The organism is Devosia ginsengisoli (genome assembly GCF_024707105.1).
Taxonomy (GTDB): domain Bacteria; phylum Pseudomonadota; class Alphaproteobacteria; order Rhizobiales; family Devosiaceae; genus Devosia; species Devosia ginsengisoli_A.
The window spans coordinates 250,225-272,348 of the sequence record NZ_JANQAJ010000013.1; the positions used below are offsets into that span (position 1 = coordinate 250,225).

Below are 22,124 nucleotides of genomic sequence, written 5' to 3' on the forward strand. Positions count from 1 at the left end.
CCTGCGGTTTGGGCAATGACGGGCGCTGCAACAAGAGCCGCAGCGGCAAAGGCGAGGGTTACGAGAGTGCGCCGCAGCACGATGGTTCCTCCTGAAATCAGTACGTCGCGAGGTGCCGCTCGAGCTTGTCGAAGGCCTGGTTGGTGCCCTGGAAGAAGCCGCCGTTGACGGCGACGGCGAGGTCCGCGGCGCTGTCGAACACGGCGCGCATGGTGAAAATGGTTTCGTTGCCGAGCGCTTCGAAGGTGAGAGTGGCGAGATAGGTCGGTGGCAGGTTGCCGCGCCGGACCGCCTCGGGCGAGCGCAGAGGCCGGTAAATGATGCGCTCGGGCGCAAGGATCTCGACGAAGTGGTAGCGCACGGGATGCTCGGTGCCGTCGGGCCTCCGCATGGTGACGTGCCACTCGCCGCCGGCGCGGAATTCGAGCTTGGTGATATCGGAGGTGAAGGTCTCGGGCCCCCACCACTGGGCGAGCAGGTAGGGATCCTCGAAGGTGCGCCAGACGAGGCTGCGCGGCGCCTTGAGGCGGCGCGTTATGACGAGTTCGCGCTGTTCCAGCGGATCGTGAGCCATGGCGCGCCTCAATTCTTCCTGGCCGTTGGATCGGCCGCCTGCAGGCGCTCGAGCAGCCCGTCGAGCCGGTTGAGGCTCGTATCCCAGAATCTCGAAAACTCCTCGATCCAGCTGACGGCCTCGCGCAGCGGCTGCGCCTCGAGCCGGCAGGGCCGGAGCTGGGCGTTGCGGCCACGGCTGATGAGGCCCGCGCCTTCCAGGACCTTGAGATGCTTGCAGACCGCCGGGATGCTCATCTCGAACGGCGCCGCGAGCTCCTTGACCGACGCTTCCCCATCCATCAGCCGCATAAGGATGGCCCGGCGGGTGGGATCGGCGATAGCCGAGAGGGTGAGGCTGAGCTGGTCGGGCTGCACGTCCGCTCCTAACTAATCGGTTAGCTAACTTATTGGTTAGATACGGTAGCCAAGAAAGTGTGTCAAGAAAGGTGAGGTCTCACAGGCTGTCGTCGCGCGGCGGCCGGAAGTGGGCATTGGAGTATTGAAGCCTGCGACAGCATCGGGTCGAAAGCTGCCTCGGGCTGCCCTACCCCACCAGCGACTTCGGCGGGCGGAGCTTCAGGGACAGTAGCACGCAGCCGACGGCCAGCAGCGAGGTGACGGTGGAGTAGAAGAAGGCGTAAGCCGCAAAATGCTCCACCAATACGCCAAAGATGACCAGCGCCAGCATGGCCATGGCCATGTTGAGCATATTGGCGAAGCCCTGTGCCTCGGCGGCATTGGCCTCGTTGGTCCAGTTGGCGATGAAGTGCACGACACCGAAATAGCCCATGCCGAAGCTGAAGGCGTGGAGGAGCTGCGTGAAGAACAGCACTTCCACCGGCGGATTGAACGCCATGATGGTGAAACGCACCAGGCCGGCCAAAGCCGCCACCAGGATCATATTGCGAGCCGTGACCCGTCCGCCGAAGCGCCGCCAGGCAAACATGAGGATGGCTTCGCCCACCGCCGCTATGCCCAGCAGCGGCCCGAGGAAATAGCTCGGAATGCCGTTTTCGTGCCAGAGCAGCGCGCCGAAACTGCCGATCACCGAATTGCTGGAATTGACCAGTGCGAAGGCCAGCAGCGGCAGCACGAACCAGAGCTTGAGGGAATCCTTGAGCCGGCTGGGTTGCTGGGCGAGATTTGCCGGATCGGTATTGGCCAGTGTCGGCTTGGGCGACGGCGCACGAAAGCGCGGCAGCAGATAGGCCAGCGCCGCCCGCACCCCGACGGTGATGACATAGAGACCGACAAAGGCACCTGATCCCAACAGGTTCAGGAACAGGCCGAGCCCGCCCGCGGCGAAGACATAGCCCACCGTGGCCCAGGCCCGGACGACGCCGAAATCGGTGCCGTTGCGGCGCGTCATGCGCACGGTGGCCGCATCGATGACCGGCGCGACCAGGCCATTTGAGGTGGCGCACAGCGCCCAGACCAGCAGGATGCCCCAGAATTCGGAAACGAAGAACAGCGGCAGCGGCGCCAGTGCCGAAGCCAGCGAGATGACGATCAGCGCCGTACGCCAGTCATCGGCCTTGTCGGCAACGCGGCCAACGATGATGTTGAGCAGCAGCAGGCAGAAGGTGGGCAGCGCGTTGATGATGCCGATCTGGTCGGCGGGAATGCCGTGCTCGCTGAGCCAGATGCCGAGAAAGACCGACGCCACGCCGCCCGGAATATAGACGGTGAACTGGTATAGCGAGGCGCGCAGCTCGGGACTGGCCGAGCGCGAAAATGCCGAAAACATGGAAAACCGACTCCGGGCAAATCAGCGCCCGGAACCCTTGGTGCCTCGCATCGGCGGGCAACGCAAGCGGCTTGTTGCCGCTTTACTGTTATCCGGCTTGGGCCAGCCGCTGCAGCCCGGCGCGGAGCGGTTCGAGGCCCGCGAAAAACTGCGCCGCACTGGCCGCCCAGGTGAAACGCTCGCCATGGGCGCGGGCATCGGTCCGATCCAGCGTGAGGGCGCGGGCGACGGCGATATTGAGGTTTTCATCGAGCGCGCCGGCCTTGGGATCATCAAGCACATCGCGCGGGCCGGTGACCGGAAAGGCCGCGACGGGTGTGCCGGAGGCCAGCGCCTCGGTGATGACATTGCCGAATGTATCGGTGTGGCTGGGAAAGACCAGCACATCGGCGCTGCGGTAAAGCTCACCCAGTTCCTCGCCATGGCGATAGCCGAGGAAGACGGCGTCGGGATAGGCTTTCTGCAGGCGGGCACGATCGGGGCCGTCGCCAACCACGATCCTGGTGCCGGCAATGTCGAGATCGAGAAACGCCTCGACATTCTTTTCGGCAGCGACGCGCCCGACATAGAGCAGGTGCGGTCCGGGCAGATCGGCGAACAGCGTCTTGGGGCCGGGCCGGAAGCGGGTGCCGTCGACACCCCGGCTCCACAGCATCAGCCGGTCGAAGCCGCGCGCCAGGAGATCGTCGTGCAGTGAAGGAGTCGGGACCATGGTCCGGGCGGCCGCGGCGTGGAACCAGCGCAGATAGCCATAGCTCCATTCCTGCGGCACCGGCACGCGCATGGCCACATATTCGGGAAAGCGGGTATGGAAGCTGGTGGTGAAACCGAGGCGATGATTGAGGCAATATTGCCGCGCCAGCAGGCCCAGCGGCCCTTCGGTGGCGATGTGGATATGGTCCGGCGCGGCGGCCTCGATCTGCCGCGACACCGCGCCCAGGCTCGCCAGCGAAATCCGCACTTCGGGATAGGACGGCACCGGCAGCGTCCAGAACCGCTCGGGCGTGAGAAAGGCTATGTCATGCCCCGCCTCGGCCAGCTCGCGGGCGATGCTTTCGAGCGTACGCACCACGCCATTGATCTGCGGCCGCCAGGCGTCGGTGACGATGAGGATGCGGCGAGAGGGAATTCCGATGAATGAATGGGGCACGGCAGCACCGCGACAAGGTTCGACTGCGCAGCAGGCTCGCCTGAGTCCAAGTCGGTGGCGTGAACGGAGCGTGACGGTTGGCTGACAGCGCCGCGTGTTCTTTAGGCTGTCTGTGGCTCCCGTCACCCCACCCTCAATCCCTCCCCATCAAGGGGAGGGAGGCGCATGGGCGAAGTTTGAGCTTGAGCACACGCTGGTTGCAGAGCTAGCTCGCGGCGCGGCGGAGGCGGAACTTGCGGGGTTCGCCGGCGACCATTTCGGTCCACTTGACCAGCTCGAACGCACCATCGACATTCTCGACGATGGCGGTGCAGCTCTCCACCCAGTCGCCGGTATTGATATAGTGGATGCCCAGGCGATCATGCATGTCGGCAAAGTGGATATGGCCGCAGATGACGCCGTCGACGCCCGATTCCTTGGCCTCGTGCACCAGCGCTTCCTCGAAGCGGCCGATGACCGAGACGGCATTCTTGACCTTCTGCTTGGCCCAGGCGCTGAGCGACCAATATTGCAGCCCCAGCCGGCGCCGCACCCAGTTGATGGCGATATTGACGCGCAGGGCGGCGTTATAGGCCCAGTCGCCGACATGGGCGAGCCACTTGGCATTCATCACCACCACGTCGAACTGGTCGCCATGAATGACGAGATAGGTCTTGCCGCAAGCCGAGGTGTGGACGGTGCGGTCGACGAATTCGACCTCACCGAAATAAGTGCCGAGATATTCGCGCAGGAACTCGTCGTGATTGCCCGGCAGATAGACGACGCGCGTGCCGGCATTGGCCTTGTCGAGCAGGATCTGCACCAGCACATTATATTCGCCGGGCCAGTGCCAGGACTTGGCCAGACGCCAGCCATCGAGGATATCGCCGACCAGGTAGATGGTCTCGGCATCATGCGCGCGCAGGAATTCGATGAGCTGCCCAACCCGGATCGGCTTCATGCCCAGATGGACGTCTGAAATGAACATCGCCCGGACCTGTCGGACTTCGCGATCATCCGTCATCAAGCAACGACTCCTGCTTCGTGGGGGCGCACTTTATCCGCGGATGAAGCAGGTGGAAACCGTTGGCGGAGAGAAGGTGGGGAAAGCGGAGGACACGCCTTCGTGTCACCGCTTTCAGCGTATCCGGCCTTTCAGCGCCACGATCCGCGCATGGCTCTGCTCGATCCGCGCCGCGAAAGCCGGGTCGGCTTCGGCCTCGGCGAGCAGGATATCGAGGATTTCCTGGCCCAGGCTCGCGCGGTAATCGGCGGTATTGGAGAACAGCAGCACATCCGTGCCGGCGCGGACGGCCTGGATCACGGTCTGCTCGAGCGTGAAATGATCGCGGATGGCGCCCATTTCGAGATCGTCGCTGATGACGACGCCATCATAGCCCAGCTCGTCGCGCAGCACGCCAGTGATCCATTGCGGCGAAAGCGAAGCGGGCGTCTGGGTGCCTGTATCGGCATAATCGGCGTGGTAGAGGTGGCCTACCATGACCATGTCGACCAGACCATCCGCTATCAGGGCGCGATAGGGATCGAGCTCGGCCTGCTGCCAGGTCTGGGTAATGTCCACAAAGCCCTCGTGGCTGTCAGCGGTGGACGATCCGTGGCCAGGGAAATGCTTGAGTACGGTGAGCAGGCCCGCGGCATGATGCGCCCTGACAAAGGCCGCGTCATATTCGGCCACCACGGCCGGATCCGCGCTGAAGGCGCGGCCAAATCTGGCGATGACCTGGTTGTTCGGGTTGAGATTGACGTCGGCGATGGGACCGAAATTGACGGTGAAACCGAGTTCGGCGATCGAAGCGGCCATTTCGGCATAGACCGCCTCGGCCTCCTGCGGAGAATCGGCGGCGGCGATGGCGGCGGCATTGGGGATTTCCTTGAAGCCGACATCCCTGGTCAGCCGCTCGACCGCCCCACCCTCCTGATCGAGGGTGATGAAGGGCGGCAGGTCGGGCGACGCGGCGCGGAAGGCGGCATTCATCGCCGCGACGGCATCGAGGCTCCGGACATTGACCTTGAGCAGCATGACGCCACCCAGCCGGCCGGCCGCAATCTCATCGCGCAGGCCGGCAACGGGCGCATCGTCGACATCGTCGCCCTGGAAACCGACGACGATCATCTGGCCGGCCATCTGTTCGAGCGTGGCGGCATGCGCCCAGGCAGGCAGCAGCAGCGGAAGCAGAACGGCGGCGAGGCGGAAAAACGGGGTCACGAGGATGGTCCGGGCAAGAATCACTGCTGCGACCTTGATCGGCAAATGCCGCCGAATCAATGGCGGCGCCGGCCGCGTCAATACCATACTCACCCCTCATTTAGGGGGTGCGGAGCCGGGGGCAGGCATGCCAATCTGGCATTGGTGACCTGGCGCATGGGCCGTTTTCAACCTTCAGCCCATGAAGCCGTTGCCTGTGATCGGGCGGGGATCTTGGGTTCCCCGCCCGTGATTTTTTGAAGGTTTGGGCACGATCCGTTGGCTAGGCGGGCGGCCCTTGTCATTTTGAACGGCCACATCGGTGCGTGTGGCTCACCCCACCCTCAATCCCTCCCCATCAAGGGGAGGGCGGCGCCAGATCGACCTTCAAGGATCATCTCGAATATCTTCCCGCCCAAGGAGCGAGCTTCCCTCCCCCTTGTGGGGAGGGAATGAGGGTGGGGGTATTTGGCCTGGATGCGGCTCCCGGAACCTAGCGGTTCTGGCGGTTCTCGATCAGGTCGTTGACCACGGCCGGATCGGCGAGCGTGGAGGTGTCGCCCAGCGAGCCGAAGTCGTTCTCGGCCACCTTGCGCAGGATGCGGCGCATGATCTTGCCGGAACGGGTCTTGGGCAGGCCCGGCGCCCACTGGATCAGGTCCGGCGTGGCAATGGGGCCGATTTCCTTACGGACCCAGGTCTTGAGCTCGGCCTTGAGGGCCTCGTCGCTGGCTTCGCCGGCCATCAGGGTGACATAGCAATAGATGCCCTGCCCCTTGACGTCGTGCGGATAGCCCACCACTGCGGCCTCGGAGACCTTGGGGTGGCTGACCAGCGCGCTTTCCACCTCGGCCGTGCCGAGGCGGTGGCCCGAGACGTTGAGCACGTCATCGACGCGGCCGGTGATCCAGTAATAGCCATCCTCGTCGCGGCGGCAGCCGTCGCCGGTGAAGTAATAGCCCTTGTACTGGGTGAAGTAGGTCTCGACGAACCTTTTGTGGTCGCCATAGACGCTGCGCATCTGGCCCGGCCAACTGTCCTTGATGGCCAGCACGCCCTCGGCCTTGGTCTCTTCCTGCACCACGCCTTCGGGCGACAGGACGACCGGCTGCACACCGAAGAAGGGCACGGTAGCCGAACCGGGCTTGGTGGCAATGGCGCCGGGGAATGGCGCGATCATGTGGCCGCCGGTTTCGGTCTGCCACCAAGCATCGACGATCTCGCACCGGCCCTTGCCGACATGTTCGTGATACCAGCGCCAGGCTTCCGGGTTGATGGGCTCGCCCACCGTACCTAGGAGGCGCAATGTCGGCATGTCGTATTTGTCGGCAAACTCGGCCCCTGCCCCCATCAGCGCACGGATCGCGGTGGGCGCGGTGTGGAACACGTTGACCTTGTGCTTTTCCACCACCTGCCAGAAGCGCGAGGCGTCCGGATAGCTCGGAATGCCCTCGAACATCAGCGTGGTGGCGCCATTGGCCAGCGGGCCATAGACGATATAGGTGTGGCCGGTGACCCAGCCCACATCGGCCGTGCACCAGAACACTTCGCCATCGCGATAGTCGAAGCTCAGTTCGTGGGTTAGCGAGCCCCAGAGCAGGTAGCCGCCGGTGGTATGCAGCACGCCCTTGGGCTTGCCGGTGGAACCGGACGTATAGAGGATGAACAGCGGGTCTTCGGCGCTCATCGGCTCGGGCGGGCAGTTCGCATCCACCTTGGCCACTTCGTCGTGATACCAGACGTCGCGGCCCTCGACCATGTTCACCGGATTGCCGGTGACCTTGACCACGATGACGCGGTCGACGCCGCTGACCTTGGCCAGCGCATCATCGACATTCTTCTTGAGCGGCACGGTCTTGCCGCCACGGCGGCCTTCATCGGCCGTCAGGATGATGCTGGAACCGCAGTCGGAGACGCGGCCGGCAATCGAATCCGGCGAGAAGCCGCCAAAGATCACCGAGTGAACGGCACCGATGCGCGAACAGGCCAGCATGGCCACCGCGGTATCGATGATCATCGGCATATAGATGGTGACGCGGTCGCCCTTCCTGACGCCATTGGCCTTGAGCACATTGGCGAAACGGCAGACCCGGTCATGCAGCTCGCGATAGGTCACCTTGCTGTCGGTGCCGGGCGAGTCGCCTTCCCAGATGATGGCGGTCTGGTCGCCACGATCAGCCAGATGCCGGTCGAGACAGTTGTAGGAGACATTGAGAATGCCGTCCTCGAACCATTTGATCGAAATATCCGGATAGGCAAAGCTGGTATTCTTGATCCTGGTCGGGAATTTCACCCAATCAAGGCGCTTGGCCTGCTCCGCCCAGAACCCGTTGGGGTCGCTGATCGAGCGCGCATACATCTCGTCATACTGGGCCTTGGTGGTCCGGGTGCGTGCGATCGCGGCCGCACTTGGCTGGAATACGAGCTGCTCGCTCATACTATCCTCCCTTGTCTCTCCCTGACCCCGTTCTAATGACCCACCCCGCCCCCGGCAAGGCCTTGACTCTGCGACTTAATGGGTAGCGCACAGACTACCGCCCATTAACTGCATCCGGCCTAGGATGCTTCCGCGCCGGTCGGGTTTTGCCGGGACCGGACGCAAAGGGAGTGCCATCATGGCCGAGATGACCATTCGGGCCGCCGGGCCGGCCGATATCGACCTGGTCCACCGCGAACTGATGGACGTGATCGCCACGTCCCCATATTACAGCGACCGCTTCAAGGCCCACGAAATGGGCCGGCTGAACAAGAATTTCCTGCGCACCCTGCTGGCGCTCGACCCCTGGCACATCATGATCATGTGCGCTGACGGCGAGGCGGGCGGCGCCATGGTTTCCGGTCCCGAATGCGGCGCCATCTTCCGCTATTGGGGCTGGGTCTTTCCCAGCCATCGCCAGACCAAGCTGGGCATGTTCGCCATGCGCGCCTTCGACGAGCACTGGGACAATGGCCGCTTCCACAAGGCCTATACATTCGTGCGGCCGGAAAACGAGGTCACGCGCCTGCTGCTCAAGCGCTATGGCTACAAGGAAACCTGCCTGCTCGAAAAGCACATCTTCGGGCAGGATTACCTGCTGATCGAAAAGCCCTATACCAAGGTCACAGACGATTATGACAGCGGCGCCAATATCGGCCGGCTCGGCCTGCTGAAGCGGAAACTGGGACTGGCAGGCTAACCTGGTGCTTTGAAAGTAGACCTCATCCTGAGCTTGTCGAAGGACGAGGTCGTGGCAAGCAAGCCTCCACTCGCCCGACCTCGTGGTTCGACAAGCTCACCATGAGGTCTCTATTCCGCCGGCACGGCCGCGGCGCGGCGGGCGCGGAACCACTGCATAATCGAGACATCGAGTTTGGCGGTGCGCAAAGCCACCCACCACAGCCCCACCGACCAGATGGTGATGGCTATGATGGCCGAAAGTGCCGCGCCCATCAGCCCGAACGAGGGCACCAGCAGCCAGTTGCACAGCACCAGCGTGACCACGCCCATGCCCACCGAAGGCAGGCTGGCATAGGGGCGGTCGTGAATGGACAGGACCAGCGAGGCCGGCCCCATGACCGATCGCACGACCAGCGCCAGCGACAGCACCGCCAGCGGCGCAGCACCGGCCGAAAAACTCGGGCCGAACAGCATCAGCGCGAACGGCCCGGCAACGGCTATGCCGGCGAACAGCACGACCGAAATGATGCTGGCGACGAAATTGGCATCACCCACCTTGCGCTTGAACGCCTCGCGGTCCGCATTGGCCTCGCTTTCGAACATGTCGGGCAGCGTGACCGCATAGACGGCCGAGACGGCGAAGGAGGTCAGCGCGAAAATACGGGTGCAGATGCCGAAGATCGCCAGTTCCTCGCGGCTGAGGGCATGGCTCAGCAGCAGCAGGTCGATATCGAAGAAGAAATCCGTGGCCAGCGAGATCAGCACCCATGGCAGGGCGAAACGCCACCAGCGCGCGGCCTCGACCGGGCGTTGCGGGGCCGTATCGGGAATGCGGTTCAGCGAGGTCACGACGAAGGCGAAATGCACCAGCGCGATCACCACATAGCCGGCCGCCACGAGCCACAGCATCGCCGAAAAGCCTTCCACCGGCACGGCGAAGCCCATGGTGACAAGGAAGGCGGCGATGACGACGATGGGACGGAACATCGTATCGGCGAAAAAGCCGGCAAACGGCCGCTTGAGCCCGACCAACAGCGCGCCGTTGACATAGACCATGGCCGTGGCGAAGGCGAGCAAAGCCACCGGAATGAAATGGTCGGCCAGCACGCTGCCGCCCTGTCCCAGCATGTCCAGCAGCGGATGGCCCAGCAGCAGGATCAGTGCGAGCGTGGCGACGACATGGCCATAGGCGCGGGCAATGAAGGTGATGAACTGCCGGCGCTCACCGCGCGCCCGGTATTCGGCGGCGAAATAGGTGCCGACGGTGTGGAAGCCCAGCGGCATGACCACGGCGATCAGGTTCACCGTGGCGATGATGAGCAGATATTCCCCAAGCAGCTCGGGGCCCCAGATCCGCGCGATCAGCGCCTGGACCAGGAAGATGAGCCCGGCGCCCGCCAGCCGTGCGCCGAAAATGACTGATGACTGCGATGCAAGGCGGCGATGCAGGCTCATTCCCCCGCCTCGTCGCGCCCCGGTCTGGTCTGGGTCGCCTTGGTCTTGGGATTGCGCCAGCCATCGACGGTACGGCGCACGGCGTGGAGCGCGTCGCGAAGGGCAAAGGCGCCGGTGCCGAGCAGCAGGGCCAATGGCCGGCTGGCATAGTTGGCGACAGGGGGCACGGGCTGAATGACGCCGGCCTCGCCCACCATGCCCTTCTTGAACTGGTGCAGGCCCTGGAACCCGTCGGTGCCACCCAGGTCGTACCAGGTGGCCCTGGTATTGTCGCGCAGCCAGCGGATGACGTGCCAGTGCATGAAATAGCCGGCGCGCAGGGGCAGCGCCTTGTCGTTGGTGGCGCCATAGAGATAGACGGCCCGGTCGCCCGCCTTGAAGATCAGCGCGCCGGCGACCAGTTCGCCCTCGTGGCGCACGAAGAACAGTTCGGGCCGCAAAGCCGGCACGTCGACGGCCATGAGCGCCGGCACGGTTTCATAGGCCGAGTGGTCGGCGAACTGCTTGCGGTCGGTCATGGCGGCATAGAGCGTGTCGAAATCGGCGATGCGCGCGGGGTCGGCATGTTCGAAGCTGAGCCCGGCCTTTTCCGACTTGTTGAGCTGGCGCCGCCAGGTCTGGTTGAAGCTCTTGCGCTGTTCTTCGTCGCTGAGGCGCAGGTTGACGATATAGCGCGCGGGAAAGCCCAGTTCGGACCCGCGCTTGAAGCCGCGCGCCACTAGCCGCTCATATTCGCGATTGACCGGATGGATCGACGCGCGCGGCAGCACCGACAGCATCTGGCCGCGCTCATGGGCATATTCGGCCACCATGGCCTCGACCATGCCGGCATGAATGGCATCGGCATCGGGGCGCGAAACGTCCTTCAGCATCGGGGCCCATTTCGAGACGGCGATGCGCGCCAGCCCGAGCGGAAGCGACTGCACCATGATCAGCGCGCCGCCGACGACTTCGCCATCGAGCAGGAACAGCATGGGCTCCTGCTTGACCGAGGGCCAGCGCGTCGCCGCGAAAGCATGCATCTGCTCCTGGCAGACCTCGTCGAATCCGGCAATGGTCCGGTCCCACTCGGCGCCATCGACAATGCGGGTCTGCAGCCGGCGCACGGCAATGCCGCTGGTGCGCTCCGCCTTATGGCTGGCGTCGGATGCCAGCCGATCAGCGATAAAGGACATTGTGGCTACTTCCCGCTCATATGACTTGAGCGGAAAGCTAGACCTGGCAGGTGAGCAAATCCCTATTGCGGCACGACAAATGCCGCAAACCTCGCTCCGTGGTTACCAAAGGCTAATGGGCAACCGCAGCAGCAGCACCGACGGCATGCGGCGTATAGACGAAGGGAATTTCCGGGATGGCGACGAAGGCGCCAAGCCCTTCGAGCGTCATGCGGAGGGCCACGAACAGGATGATCAGCAGGCCGACCCAGGCGATCCAGCGATGCTTGTGCAGCAGGCCGGCGATGAAAGTGGCGGCAACGCCCATCATCACCACCGACAGCGCCAGACCGATGATCAGCGCCTCGAAATGGTGCTGCGCCGCGCCGGCCACGGCCAGCACGTTGTCGAGCGACATGGAAACGTCGGCAATGATGATCTGGATGACGGCCTGGCGCAGGGTCTTGCGTGGCGCCTTGCCGGCCACCGTGCCATCGGCGTTCTTGTCGGTATCTTCGAGCGCTTCCTGCGCCTCGTGCTCGTCGGCCTGCGAAACGGTAAGCTCGCGGAACATCTTCCAGCACACATAGAGCAGCAGCACGCCGCCGGCGATGAGCAGCCCGCCGCCGAGCGAGAGAAGCTGGGTGGTGATGAGCGCGAAGAAGATGCGCAGCAGCGTCGCCGCGAGAATGCCGATGAGGATCGCCTTGCGGCGCACGTCCGAGGCAAGCCCCGCTGCGGCCAGGCCGATCACGACAGCATTGTCGCCAGCCAGAACCAGGTCGATAAGAATGACCTGAACGAGCGAGCTCAGGAAACTCGGGTCAATGCCGAACATGGGTGGGATATCCTCAGGCGGGTAAGCAATGATCCGCCTATACCCCCTCACCCGGGACTGCAAGCGAAACACGACAGGGACCGACCAAAGTCTGAGGATTCCGGCCAAAGGCGCACGATGCCGACAGGTTGATGACAGACAGATACGGCTTCAGGGCGTTATGTGCGTGCCGTTCGCGTCGAAGCTGGCCAGGTAATCGATAAGGGTGTCGATCTCGGCGCGGTCGGTCATGCCGGCAAACGCCATGCTGGTGCCGGGCAGGAAATGCTTCGGCAGCTTGAGAAAGCGCGTCAGGGTTTGACGGTTCCACTCCACCCCGCTGTCCCGCGCCGCCAGCATGGCCTGCGAATAATTGTAATCGTCGAGGCTCCCCAACGGACGCCCCACGACACCGTTGAGCCGTGGCCCGACCTTGTTGACGGCATCTTCGCCGATCGCATGGCAGGCCAGGCATTTGTTGAACACCGAAGGCGCTTCCTGCGCCACCACAGGCATGACCATGAGGCACAGAGCCGAAACCAGCAGGAACCGCATTGTCCCCTCCCGTCCACGACGAGTGGTCAATGTGCCGTAAATCGCGGGAATTGGCGATAGGCAAACCGAAGCGGGCCTGCCTGCAAACCATGCTTATGAATGAGGAACTTTGGTGGGCGAGCACGGATTCGAACCGTGGACCCGACGATTAAGAGTCGTCTGCTCTACCAGCTGAGCTACTCGCCCCAATGCCGGAGCTTCCAAAGTGGCGCCTCTCTAGCAAAGTGATTCCGTGCTGTCCAGCACCCGCCAGCACTTTCCTTGCATGGATTGTCACGAGAGTGTCACGGGCGGCAGACCCGTTGAGGAGCCGGTGGCGCCGGCGGAAATCCGGCCAGCGCCACGGATGGATCAATCGAAATTGGCCTGGCGCTCGCGGAAACTTGCGAAATCCAGAACATTGCTGGGCCTGGATGCCGGCTCCTGCCGGGTTTCATCCATGAGGGTGATGGTCCGTTCGATGATATAGCGCAACTGACGCGAGCGACTGTCAACGCCCTGCAGGATCGTCGCGGCGCGCTGCAGGTGATCTCGGGCGAGAACGTAGGTGGGCGGCATGGCACGAAGCTCCTTTGAGGAATCAGATTTTTGGGAGCGCCAGGGAGGTGACGCGAGCCAAAGGTGCGCGCGCATGCCTTCCTCAAACTTGCCAGAACGCCCGGCTTTTGATTCAAAAACGACCGATTGCGCAGCCTGCCGGAGAGGCCTTGTTTCCGTAGGCATGGAGCGTCGCGAGCACTGGGGGCGGCCTGTGTAAAAACCTGCCCCAATTCCGTCGCGATTGGCGAAGCGGCCCGAAAGCGGCAGAATCAGGGCGGAATTTGCGGGCCTGGCCAGAGAATCGCGTGCGCGTTTGAATCGCTTTCCGGCAGGTCGAGGGCTTGGCTAGGATGGCCCGGCCAAGAACAGCGAGTCGCAGCCCGTGCCCCGTCCAACCCTGTCGCCCATTGCCGCCGGCCTCGACGAAACCGTGCCCTTTGTCGGCCCCGAGGCCATCGTCCGGCAAAGCGGCGTGCCGCTGCGCGCGAGAATCGGCGCCAATGAAAGCCAGTTCGGTCCCGCCCCTTCCGTTCTCGCCGCCATGGCGGCGGCGGCCCGCGAGAGCTGGCATTACGGGGACCCGGAAAACCACGATCTGCGCGCCGCCATAGCCGACCATCTCGGCATTGCCTTCGCCAATGTGATGCCCGGCGAGGGCGTGGACGCGATCCTGGGCATGGCCGTGCGCCTGTTCGCGGCACCCGGCAGCACGGTGGTCACCTCGCTGGGCGGCTATCCCACCTTCAACTACCACATCCACGGCTATGGCGCGCAGATGCATACCGTGCCCTATATCGGGGACCGCGAGGATATCGACGGCCTGGCCCGTGCCGCGCGAGAGACGCAGGCGGCGATGGTGTATCTTGCCAATCCCGATAATCCGATGGGTAGCTGGTGGGACGCCGCCTCGGTAGAGCGGTTCATATCAGCCGTACCCGACACAACGATGATCGTGCTCGACGAGGCCTATGGCGAATTCGCGCCATCAGGCACGCTGCCACCGCTCGACATGGAGCGGCCGAACCTGCTGCGCATGCGCACCTTTTCCAAGGCCTATGGCCTGGCTGGTGCCCGCGTCGGCTACGTCTTCGGCGAAGCGCGCAACATTTCGGCCTTCAACCGCATCCGCAACCATTTCGGCATCAGCAATGTGGCGCAGGCGGCTGGCATCGCGGCACTGGCCGATGGCGCCTTCCTGCAGCAGTCGCTGGCCGAAATCCGGCGCTCGCTGGACGATACTGCCGCCATCGTGCGGCGGCACGGATTGATGCCGCTGCCGACGGCGACCAATTTCGTGGCAGTCGATTGCGGCCGCGACGGTCCCTACGCACAGGCCATTCTCGATGGCTTGGCGGCGCGGGGCGTCTTCGTGCGCAAGCCGGTGGTGGCGGGACTCAATCGCTGCATCAGGATCAGCGCCGGAACCGATGCCGACCGGGCCTTGCTCGACCAGGCGCTGGGCGAGGTGGTGGCGGAGTTGGCCCGGTAGCCCCCATGATGAGCCTGTCGAACCATGAGGCGTGGCACGATGGCTCCACTCGCTCGACCTCGTGGTTCGACAAGCTCACCATGAAGTCAATTCCCATCGCGCCGACGTTCTCAAAACAGATCGACCGTCGCCAGCAATCCCATATGGTTGGAGCCGAAGGCTTCGGGCGTCGGTGCGATCTCGCGGATCAGGGCGGGGCCGCGGGTGAACATATTGTCTATCGGCACGCCCAGCGGCGCGATCTCGACGGGCCAGGTGGCGGGGTAGCCTGATGGTGGCACCAGGGCCAGGTCGCTGGCAAAAGCAGCGATCTGCGCCGACCAGGCAGCGGCATTGAAATCGCCCGCCAGTAGCACCGGGCCTTCGATGGCGCCGATGACCGCCCGGGCCTGGTGCAGTTCAAACACGGCGACATTGTCGAAATAGGGCTTGGTCAGGTGCAGGGCGACGATGGTGACGGGCCGCCCTTCGATGATTGTCGCCGCGGTCAGCAACCGGCGGCGGTTGAGACCCTCGAGCCGCAATATCCTCGTATCGGCCAGCGGTGTGCGCGAAAAGATCGCCACGTCGCATACAGCCAGCGTGTCGCAGCCCAGCCGATAGGGGTAGCGGGCGGCAACGGCATCCAGCCCTGTCGCGCCGAGACCGGATGTCTCCATCAGCACCAGAATGTCGGCATCGCTGTCGACGACGAATGTCGCGGCGTCGGCCCTGCGCCGGTTGTCCTTGAGGATGTTGAAGCTGAGCGCGCGGAAACTGGCCTGCGGCGCATCGTTCTCCAGCGGCGCGCGGCGCTGCTGCTGACCCAGCACGATGGCGGCCCCCTGGGCCAGGCTGAGGCCAACCAGCCCGACCATGACAAGCGCCCGCAGCCGGGCCCCGGCCAGCGCCAGCCCCAGGGGCAGGAGCAGCAGCGCCCCGCCAATATGGAAGCGCAGCGTGCTCAGCAATTCCTGCCCCGGCACGCCGAAATCGACGCTGACGGCAAATAGGAGCAGCGCCGCCACAACGGACAGGCCGGTCAGCAGACCACGGATTTCCGACGCTATGTTCAGACCGACGCCCCCCGGTTCGACAGACCAGTGGTGACCCAGTCGGCCGACACATGCAAGCCCGGCGCGAGACCGGCCCGCTCAGATCAGCTTGCGCATCTGGATGCAGTCGCTGGCAATATCTGCGAGTTCGCTCTCGTCCCACACATGCCGATGCCAGCCGGTGGCTTCGTAATAGCCAACGGCCGGCCTTGCGGCATTGACCAGCAACACTGTCGCGCCGAAGGCTCGCGCCCTGTCCTCGACCATCCGGCCGAGCACGCGCCCATGGCCCTTGCCCTGCTCCGCGGCCGTGATGGCCACAAGCCGGAATATCGCCATGCCGTCGCCGCGGATATCGAGGCGCGTCGTGCCCAGCGGGTGACCGTCATTCTTGAGCAGGTAGGGGTACATGCCGGGCAGGCGCTCGCCCGGATAGTCGGGGTCATAGACGCCGTGCCGGCCGCGCGCCTCGAACAGCTCCTGCCGGCGGATGGCGTGATAGGCCGCCCAATCTTCCGGCGCGACCACGTCGATGAGTTCGTATCCCATCATCGTCCTCCCTGCCCCGGCCACGATGGGTCGGGGCACGAAGCGCGTGTCGATGTCAGCCGGCCATGGCGCCTTGAGCCGAAGCGCCGCGATCGATGAGCAGGCGGTTATAGGCGTTGAGATAGGCGCGGGCCGAAGCCACCAGCGTATCGGGCTCGGCGGCATTGCCCGAAACAATGCGGCCGTTCATTTCGAGGCGCACATGGGCGCTGGCCTGCGCATCGGTGCCGCCGGTGACGCCATCGACGGCATAGAGCACCAGATGCGGCTCCTGGCCCACACCTGCCTTGATGGCGTTGAAGATGGCATCGACCGAGCCGGTGCCCTCATAGACCACGCTGGTTTCCTCGCCATCGATGGAGAGCGTCATGGTGCATTTGTGGTTGCCGCCGGTCTTGGAGACGACTTCCATGTCGACCAGCCGAATGCGGTCACCCACCGAGCCGACCTCGTCATCGACCAAAGCCACGATATCGGCGTCATAGACGTGCTTCTTGCGATCAGCGAGGTCCTTGAAACGCACGAAGGCTTCCTGGAAGGCATTGTCGCCAAGCTCGTAGCCCAGTTCCCTCAACTTGTCCTTGAAGGCGGCACGGCCCGAATGCTTGCCCATGACCAGGGTGGTTTCCTTGATGCCGACACTGGCCGGGGTCATGATCTCGTAGGTCTCGGCATTCTTGAGCATGCCGTCCTGATGGATGCCGCTTTCATGCGCGAAGGCATTCTTGCCGACGATGGCCTTGTTGTACTGCACCGGGAAATTCGCCGCCGCGGAGACGACCTTGCTGGCGCGGGCCAGATGGGTGCTCTCGATCTCGGTGTGATAGGGCATGGCGTCGCCGCGGGTGCGCAGGGCCATGACGATCTCTTCGAGCGCGGCATTGCCGGCGCGCTCGCCCAGCCCGTTGATGGTGCATTCCACCTGCCGCGCACCGCCACGCACGGCGGCCAGCGAATTGGCAACGGCCAGGCCCAGATCGTTGTGACAATGGGCCGAGAAGATCGCCTTGTCGGCGCCGGGCACCATGGTGACGATGTCGCGGAACATCTTCTCATGCTCGTCGGGCACGGCATAGCCGACCGTATCGGGCAGGTTGATCGTGGTGGCGCCGGCCTTGATGGCGGTCTCGACGCAGCGCTTCAAAAATTCCAGCGGCGTGCGGGTGGCGTCCATGGCCGACCATTCCACATCGTCGATGAGATTGCGCGCCTGCGTCACGGTGCGGGCGATGATCTCGATCACCTCGTCCTCGGTTTTCTTCATCTGGTGGGCCAGATGAATCGGCGAGGTGGAGACGAACGTGTGGATGCGGCCGCGGCGGGCATGGCGCACGGCCTCGCCGGCCCGGTCGATATCGGCAGTGATGGCGCGGGCGAGACCGGCGACAGTGGAGCGCTTGACCTGCTTGGCCACCGCGACGACGGCTTCGAAATCGCCATTGGAGGCAATGGGGAAGCCGGCCTCGATGATGTCGACGCCCATATCGTCGAGCGTTTCGGCGACCTGCAGCTTTTCTTCCAGCGTCATGGTGGCGCCGGGCGATTGTTCGCCATCGCGCAAGGTGGTGTCGAAGATGAAAACGCGGTCTTTATTGGTGTCGGAAGCGGCGGACATTTCTTCTCAAAATCCTATCGGGCGGCCCAGAGTCAGAGCTCTGCAGGCCGGACATTGACTGTGCGGCTTATGGCGTTATCCCCTGACGACCCGCTCGTTCGAGCTGCCGGTGATCAGGGGCTGATAAGAAGGAGAAGAAGCGCAGCAGGCAGCAAAAGCAGGCCGGCAGCCAGCATCAGGACGCGAGCGCGTTCCTGGCGTTGGGCGACGGCGATGGCAATTGCGCGCTTGCGCTGCATGGGTTCAGTTCCGATTTGCCGGCAAGAATGCGCGAAACTGCATCGCCGTGCAAGCCCAAGCTGCGGTAGATATTGATTTTTCGCTGTGAGACTTGCGTCTAATTGAATGCAAACACAGCCGAAAGCACGGTCGCGGCCAGAGCAATGCCCGCAACCCGCCCGGCGATACCTGCCATGCGCCCCGCCTCGGCGTCGCCACCATGCGCCTTCCTGAGGTTGATGCCACCGACAATCGTGGCACCCAGCAGCACCAGCACCAGGGCCATCTTGATGCCGAACCAGGTCATGCTGGGCGCCGAGAAGTCCCACTTGAGCCAGAACAGCAGGATGCCGGTGATGATGAGCCCGCCCAGGGCGCCGCGAGCGGCACGGGAAATACGGGTGACAATGTCGAACAGCGCCTCGCGCGTCGGGCCTTCGGCCGTGGCGAGCTTGCCACCGATGATCGGCATCGCCACCGAACTCGCCCCGCCGCCGACCAGCGCCAGCAGATGAACCCAGAACAGAAGATTGACCAGAATATCCATGCTGCCGCCTCAACGCAGTTGCCCGAGGACAATAGCAGTTTTGCCGGTGCGGGTCACGTCGCGGCGGCAGCGGACCGTACCCACCGCCTAGTCGTCGAGATCGAGCACGCCTTCACCCACGATGACGGCGTCCCCGCCGATGCCGCCATGGACCAGCACGTCATTATCCTTGCGGAGCTGGATGGTGATGCGGCAGGGGCGGCCCATTTCATGGCCCTGGCGCAGGGTGAAATCCGCCGACCCGGTCGCCAGGTTGGCATGTTCCGCCAACAGCCCAATCAGCGCGGCCGCCGCCGAGCCCGTGCCGGGATCCTCGCCGATATCCATGCCGAACATGCGCGCCGCCAGGTCATTGTCGGGTTCGTCCGGAGTCAGCGTGAACACATAGGCCGAGTGATGGTCGTGGCTGAAAACGTTGTTCCAGAGCCCCTGATTGACCTTGATCTTGCGCAAGACACCGACATCGCGCACCGGCACCATATGAAAGGTGACGCCGGCGGAGAACACGGCCGGTTCATAGACATCGCAGCCGATATCCTCGACCTCGATGCCCAAGGCCTGGGCCATGCCGAGCCTGTCGGTGAGCGATGCAATGCGCGACGGCAGGCGCGGCAGTGCAAAGCGGGCCTCGCCGGAGCGCTTGTCGGTCTTTTCGAACAGGGCGGTGATGAGACCGACCTTTTCCTCCAGCCGCACGGCGCTGACCTTGTTCTGCAGGCCCAGCACCACGGCGGCGCCTACCGTCGGATGGCCGGCAAAAGGCAGTTCGGCGTGCGGCGTGAAGATGCGGATGGCCGCGGTGTTGCGCTCGGCCTTGGGCTTGAGGATGAAGACCGTCTCGCTGAGATTGAACTCGCGGGCAATGGCCTGCATCTCGCCATCGAGGAGCCCGTCGGCCTTGAGGACCACGGCGAGCTGGTTGCCCTTGAGCCGCTCGCGCGTAAAGACGTCCAGCAGCAGATAATTGAGCTTCACTACGGCCCCTATTCTGCCGGCAGGGCGTAAACCGCCCGGTCGAGCCCCAGATGATCGCAGAGCGCGGCGACCGCGACGCCATGATCGCTGCGACCGGGCAGCCCCGAAATGGTGAGGCACCCGATGATGCCGGCGCCCTTGACGCGAATGGGGAAGCCGCCGCCGGCAATGACATAGTCCGCCGGGTCGGCACCCGATTGCGGGCTGAACGGCGCTTCACCCCGCTCCAGCACCAGCCGGTAGCTGGCGCGCTGGAAACGGCGCACGGAATTGATCTTGCGGCGCACCCATTCGGCATTGTCGGCGCTGGTGCCCGATGTGGCGGCAAAGAACATCTGCCGGTCCCAGGTGCGGATATCGACCACCAGCGACAGGCCTTCGGCCAAAGCGCGATCGCGAATGGCGCTGCCCAGCTTGAAGGCAACCTTCTCGTCGAATTCGGCAAGCACGAGCTCCTGCTCCTGCTTCTTGACGAGGGCGATATCTTCGGCGGCGGCCATGGTCAGGTGTCCTTGCTACGAGATTGTCGGGAAACGACGGGTCCGGTTCTAGACCAAGTTTTCCCGGCGAAGAAGTAATGATTCAGGTCGCGAAAATCCTGCCCGCAAAGTAGGCCTCGGCCACCGCCACAGCATAGGGCACGGCGCCTGCCGCTTCGGCCTCGGCATGCGAGCGGATGGCGACGATATCGGCGAGTTCCCGATGCTCCTGCCGGTCGAGATTGGCGCGGATGCGGGCGACAAGCCATTCGGCCGGGTCGGCAAAGCGGAATATCCGGCCGAAGGACAGCCGCGGCCCGTCGAACACAATGACCATCCCGCCCGCTACAGCTTCGTCGGTGCGCAGGCCGGTTTCCTCTTCCAGCTCCAGCGCGAGGCAGCGCGCTACATCGACCCGGCCGTCGGGCAATACGTCGCGCGGCTCGAGCGAGCCGCCGGGCGGATAGACCCGGCCGGCATTGGCCGTCTGGCCACCCATGACGCCGTAGATCAGCGCATTGTCGCTGCTGACGATCAGCGCCCAGCCGAAGGCATGGCAGATGCCGATCCCGGGAAAGCCCTGCTGGCGCCACAGCATGAAGGCCGAATAGGCATCCTCCCGCGCCTCGGCGCGGAACACCCCGCCCTCGACGCCGGGCATGCCGCCACCGGGCGCCGAGAGGCCCAGGATACGGCCATCCCACAGATGCGGATTGGCTTTGGTGGCATCGCGCCAGTAATCGGCCACGGCCGCGCGCTGGCTCTCGCTCAGCGGCCACAGGCCGGGCACGCTGACAATGTCGATCTGGGTGACCGGAACGATGCGCATGGGCTGAAACACAGCGGCCGGGGTTTCCCCCGGCCGCTGCATGTCTCTGCTAGTTCTTGGCCTTGTCGACCAGCGCGCCGGCCTTGATCCAGGGCATCATGTCGCGCAGCTTGGCGCCGATTTCCTCGATCGGGTGCTCGTCGGCCAGGCGACGGGTCGCCTTGAAGCGCGAACCACCAGCCTTGTGCTCCTGCATCCATTCGGAAGTGAACTTGCCCGACTGGATGTCGTGCAGCACCTTCTTCATCTCGGCCTTGGTCTCCGAGGTGATGATGCGCGGGCCGGTGACATATTCGCCCCACTCGGCGGTGTTGGAGATCGAGTAGTTCATGTTGGCGATGCCGCCCTGGTAGATCAGGTCGACGATCAGCTTCACTTCGTGCAGGCACTCGAAATAAGCCATTTCGGGCGCATAGCCGGCTTCCACCAGCGTCTCGAAGCCGGCGCGGATCAGTTCCACGAGGCCACCGCACAGCACGGCCTGCTCGCCGAACAGGTCGGTTTCGCATTCCTCGCGGAAATTGGTCTCGATGACGCCCGAACGGCCGCCGCCGACGCCTGAAGCATAGGCCAGCGCGATATCATGGGCATTGCCCGACGCGTCCTGGTGCACGGCGATCAGGCACGGCACGCCGCCACCCTTCTGGTATTCGCCGCGCACGGTGTGGCCCGGGCCCTTCGGCGCGATCATGATCACGTCGACGGTCGACTTGGGTTCGATCAGGTTGAAATGCACGTTGAGGCCATGAGCGAAAGCCAGCGCGGCACCGTCGCGGATGTTGGGCTCGATATGCTGCTTGTAGATATCGGCCTGCAGCTCGTCGGGAGTCAGCATCATGATGACGTCGGCCCACTTGGCGGCATCGGCAACCGACATCACCTTGAGGCCTTCGCCCTCGGCCTTCTTGGCCGAAGCCGAACCCGGGCGCAGCGCCACGGCAATATCCTTCACGCCGCTATCGCGCAGGTTCAGCGTATGGGCATGGCCCTGCGAACCGTAGCCGACGATCGCGACCTTCTTGGATTTGATGATGTTGAGATCGGCATCCCGATCGTAATAGACGCGCATGGGT

At 64.1% G+C, this 22,124-nt stretch carries 23 protein-coding genes and 1 tRNA gene; 2 read left to right on the plus strand and 22 right to left on the minus strand.

Annotated elements, in window-relative coordinates; all coding sequences use genetic code 11:
* Window positions 1-97: 97 nt before the first annotated feature.
* The 7 genes from NVV79_RS21310 to acs form a co-directional block, all read right to left on the minus strand.
* The gene (locus NVV79_RS21310; RefSeq protein ID WP_303993874.1) at window positions 98-574 is read right to left on the minus strand and encodes an SRPBCC domain-containing protein; all 477 of its coding nucleotides are present in this window, start codon (window positions 572-574) and stop codon (window positions 98-100) included.
* Window positions 575-582: 8 nt separating this feature from the next.
* The gene (locus NVV79_RS21315) at window positions 583-930 is read right to left on the minus strand and encodes a helix-turn-helix transcriptional regulator (RefSeq protein ID WP_303993877.1); all 348 of its coding nucleotides are present in this window, start codon (window positions 928-930) and stop codon (window positions 583-585) included.
* A gap of 169 nt (window positions 931-1,099) precedes the next feature.
* A complete protein-coding gene (locus NVV79_RS21320) occupies window positions 1,100-2,302 on the minus strand; it encodes an MFS transporter (RefSeq protein WP_303993879.1) in 1,203 nt (400 codons plus the stop codon).
* Between the two features lie 88 nt (window positions 2,303-2,390).
* Complete coding sequence (locus NVV79_RS21325; protein WP_303993881.1) at window positions 2,391-3,452, minus strand: glycosyltransferase family 1 protein; 1,062 nt, start codon at window positions 3,450-3,452, stop codon at window positions 2,391-2,393.
* A 205-nt stretch (window positions 3,453-3,657) separates the two neighbouring features.
* Window positions 3,658-4,455: a UDP-2,3-diacylglucosamine diphosphatase gene (locus NVV79_RS21330; RefSeq protein WP_303993884.1), complete on the minus strand. Its 798-nt coding sequence runs from the start codon at window positions 4,453-4,455 to the stop codon at window positions 3,658-3,660.
* 114 nt (window positions 4,456-4,569) lie between these two features.
* Window positions 4,570-5,658, minus strand: a complete 1,089-nt coding sequence (locus tag NVV79_RS21335; RefSeq protein ID WP_303993886.1) for a glycoside hydrolase family 3 N-terminal domain-containing protein — start codon at window positions 5,656-5,658, stop codon at window positions 4,570-4,572.
* Between the two features lie 472 nt (window positions 5,659-6,130).
* Complete coding sequence (acs, locus tag NVV79_RS21340) at window positions 6,131-8,074, minus strand: acetate--CoA ligase (protein WP_303993887.1); 1,944 nt, start codon at window positions 8,072-8,074, stop codon at window positions 6,131-6,133.
* Window positions 8,075-8,252: 178 nt separating this feature from the next.
* Between acs and NVV79_RS21345 the strand changes: the two genes are divergently transcribed.
* Entirely contained in the window at window positions 8,253-8,813 is a 561-nt protein-coding gene (locus tag NVV79_RS21345; RefSeq protein ID WP_303993890.1) for a hypothetical protein, read from the plus strand.
* Between the two features lie 110 nt (window positions 8,814-8,923).
* Here the strand turns inward: NVV79_RS21345 and NVV79_RS21350 are convergent, their stop codons facing one another.
* The 6 genes from NVV79_RS21350 to NVV79_RS21375 form a co-directional block, all read right to left on the minus strand.
* The gene (locus NVV79_RS21350; protein WP_303993892.1) at window positions 8,924-10,249 is read right to left on the minus strand and encodes a lipopolysaccharide biosynthesis protein; all 1,326 of its coding nucleotides are present in this window, start codon (window positions 10,247-10,249) and stop codon (window positions 8,924-8,926) included.
* The gene (locus tag NVV79_RS21355) at window positions 10,246-11,424 is read right to left on the minus strand and encodes a GNAT family N-acetyltransferase (RefSeq protein ID WP_303993896.1); all 1,179 of its coding nucleotides are present in this window, start codon (window positions 11,422-11,424) and stop codon (window positions 10,246-10,248) included. Before NVV79_RS21355 ends, NVV79_RS21350 begins: the two co-directional genes overlap by 4 nt.
* A 112-nt stretch (window positions 11,425-11,536) precedes the next feature.
* Window positions 11,537-12,241, minus strand: a complete 705-nt coding sequence (locus tag NVV79_RS21360) for a YjbE family putative metal transport protein (protein ID WP_303993900.1) — start codon at window positions 12,239-12,241, stop codon at window positions 11,537-11,539.
* Between the two features lie 150 nt (window positions 12,242-12,391).
* Window positions 12,392-12,775: a cytochrome c family protein gene (locus tag NVV79_RS21365; protein WP_303993902.1), complete on the minus strand. Its 384-nt coding sequence runs from the start codon at window positions 12,773-12,775 to the stop codon at window positions 12,392-12,394.
* A 110-nt stretch (window positions 12,776-12,885) separates the two neighbouring features.
* A tRNA-Lys gene (locus NVV79_RS21370) sits at window positions 12,886-12,961 on the minus strand.
* A gap of 165 nt (window positions 12,962-13,126) precedes the next feature.
* Window positions 13,127-13,333, minus strand: coding sequence for a hypothetical protein (locus NVV79_RS21375; protein ID WP_146289622.1), 207 nt, complete (start codon window positions 13,331-13,333; stop codon window positions 13,127-13,129).
* A gap of 364 nt (window positions 13,334-13,697) precedes the next feature.
* On the opposite strand from NVV79_RS21375, the gene NVV79_RS21380 reads away from it, so the two are divergent.
* Window positions 13,698-14,804 (plus strand): pyridoxal phosphate-dependent aminotransferase, encoded by a 1,107-nt coding sequence (locus tag NVV79_RS21380; RefSeq protein WP_303993906.1) that lies wholly within the window; start codon window positions 13,698-13,700, stop codon window positions 14,802-14,804.
* 110 nt (window positions 14,805-14,914) lie between these two features.
* Here the strand turns inward: NVV79_RS21380 and NVV79_RS21385 are convergent, their stop codons facing one another.
* From NVV79_RS21385 to ilvC, 9 genes are all read right to left on the minus strand, one after another.
* Window positions 14,915-15,811 carry an endonuclease/exonuclease/phosphatase family protein gene (locus NVV79_RS21385; protein ID WP_303993908.1) on the minus strand — a complete coding sequence of 299 codons (897 nt, stop codon included), beginning with the start codon at window positions 15,809-15,811 and terminating at the stop codon, window positions 14,915-14,917.
* Between the two features lie 126 nt (window positions 15,812-15,937).
* Window positions 15,938-16,387, minus strand: a complete 450-nt coding sequence (locus NVV79_RS21390) for a GNAT family N-acetyltransferase (RefSeq protein ID WP_303993911.1) — start codon at window positions 16,385-16,387, stop codon at window positions 15,938-15,940.
* 55 nt (window positions 16,388-16,442) lie between these two features.
* Window positions 16,443-18,002 (minus strand): 2-isopropylmalate synthase, encoded by a 1,560-nt coding sequence (locus tag NVV79_RS21395; protein ID WP_303993914.1) that lies wholly within the window; start codon window positions 18,000-18,002, stop codon window positions 16,443-16,445.
* 113 nt (window positions 18,003-18,115) lie between these two features.
* A complete protein-coding gene (locus NVV79_RS21400) occupies window positions 18,116-18,241 on the minus strand; it encodes a hypothetical protein (protein ID WP_303993916.1) in 126 nt (41 codons plus the stop codon).
* Window positions 18,242-18,339: 98 nt separating this feature from the next.
* Window positions 18,340-18,768: a hypothetical protein gene (locus NVV79_RS21405; RefSeq protein ID WP_303993919.1), complete on the minus strand. Its 429-nt coding sequence runs from the start codon at window positions 18,766-18,768 to the stop codon at window positions 18,340-18,342.
* An 87-nt stretch (window positions 18,769-18,855) separates the two neighbouring features.
* The gene (locus NVV79_RS21410) at window positions 18,856-19,743 is read right to left on the minus strand and encodes a PhzF family phenazine biosynthesis protein (protein ID WP_303993922.1); all 888 of its coding nucleotides are present in this window, start codon (window positions 19,741-19,743) and stop codon (window positions 18,856-18,858) included.
* An 8-nt stretch (window positions 19,744-19,751) separates the two neighbouring features.
* The gene (locus NVV79_RS21415) at window positions 19,752-20,243 is read right to left on the minus strand and encodes a heme-degrading domain-containing protein (protein WP_303993924.1); all 492 of its coding nucleotides are present in this window, start codon (window positions 20,241-20,243) and stop codon (window positions 19,752-19,754) included.
* A gap of 82 nt (window positions 20,244-20,325) precedes the next feature.
* Entirely contained in the window at window positions 20,326-21,051 is a 726-nt protein-coding gene (locus NVV79_RS21420) for an NUDIX hydrolase (RefSeq protein WP_303993928.1), read from the minus strand.
* A 49-nt stretch (window positions 21,052-21,100) separates the two neighbouring features.
* Window positions 21,101-22,120: a ketol-acid reductoisomerase gene (gene ilvC / locus NVV79_RS21425; RefSeq protein WP_303993931.1), complete on the minus strand. Its 1,020-nt coding sequence runs from the start codon at window positions 22,118-22,120 to the stop codon at window positions 21,101-21,103.
* Window positions 22,121-22,124: the final 4 nt, after the last annotated feature.

What these genes read in the sequence shown, in the direction of transcription:
- NVV79_RS21365 (WP_303993902.1), bottom strand. Translation starts at nt 12,775, where the DNA reads ATGCGGTTCCTGCTGGTTTCGGCTCTGTGCCTCATGGTCATGCCTGTG.
- NVV79_RS21320 (WP_303993879.1), bottom strand. Translation starts at nt 2,302, where the DNA reads ATGTTTTCGGCATTTTCGCGCTCGGCCAGTCCCGAGCTGCGCGCCTCG.
- NVV79_RS21415 (WP_303993924.1), bottom strand. Translation starts at nt 20,243, where the DNA reads ATGGCCGCCGCCGAAGATATCGCCCTCGTCAAGAAGCAGGAGCAGGAG.
- NVV79_RS21345 (WP_303993890.1), top strand. Translation starts at nt 8,253, where the DNA reads ATGGCCGAGATGACCATTCGGGCCGCCGGGCCGGCCGATATCGACCTG.
- NVV79_RS21355 (WP_303993896.1), bottom strand. Translation starts at nt 11,424, where the DNA reads ATGTCCTTTATCGCTGATCGGCTGGCATCCGACGCCAGCCATAAGGCG.
- NVV79_RS21350 (WP_303993892.1), bottom strand. Translation starts at nt 10,249, where the DNA reads ATGAGCCTGCATCGCCGCCTTGCATCGCAGTCATCAGTCATTTTCGGC.
- NVV79_RS21400 (WP_303993916.1), bottom strand. Translation starts at nt 18,241, where the DNA reads ATGCAGCGCAAGCGCGCAATTGCCATCGCCGTCGCCCAACGCCAGGAA.
- NVV79_RS21420 (WP_303993928.1), bottom strand. Translation starts at nt 21,051, where the DNA reads ATGCGCATCGTTCCGGTCACCCAGATCGACATTGTCAGCGTGCCCGGC.
- acs (WP_303993887.1), bottom strand. Translation starts at nt 8,074, where the DNA reads ATGAGCGAGCAGCTCGTATTCCAGCCAAGTGCGGCCGCGATCGCACGC.
- NVV79_RS21375 (WP_146289622.1), bottom strand. Translation starts at nt 13,333, where the DNA reads ATGCCGCCCACCTACGTTCTCGCCCGAGATCACCTGCAGCGCGCCGCG.
- ilvC (WP_303993931.1), bottom strand. Translation starts at nt 22,120, where the DNA reads ATGCGCGTCTATTACGATCGGGATGCCGATCTCAACATCATCAAATCC.
- NVV79_RS21330 (WP_303993884.1), bottom strand. Translation starts at nt 4,455, where the DNA reads ATGACGGATGATCGCGAAGTCCGACAGGTCCGGGCGATGTTCATTTCA.
- NVV79_RS21360 (WP_303993900.1), bottom strand. Translation starts at nt 12,241, where the DNA reads ATGTTCGGCATTGACCCGAGTTTCCTGAGCTCGCTCGTTCAGGTCATT.
- NVV79_RS21390 (WP_303993911.1), bottom strand. Translation starts at nt 16,387, where the DNA reads ATGGGATACGAACTCATCGACGTGGTCGCGCCGGAAGATTGGGCGGCC.
- NVV79_RS21395 (WP_303993914.1), bottom strand. Translation starts at nt 18,002, where the DNA reads ATGTCCGCCGCTTCCGACACCAATAAAGACCGCGTTTTCATCTTCGAC.
- NVV79_RS21405 (WP_303993919.1), bottom strand. Translation starts at nt 18,768, where the DNA reads ATGGATATTCTGGTCAATCTTCTGTTCTGGGTTCATCTGCTGGCGCTG.
- NVV79_RS21310 (WP_303993874.1), bottom strand. Translation starts at nt 574, where the DNA reads ATGGCTCACGATCCGCTGGAACAGCGCGAACTCGTCATAACGCGCCGC.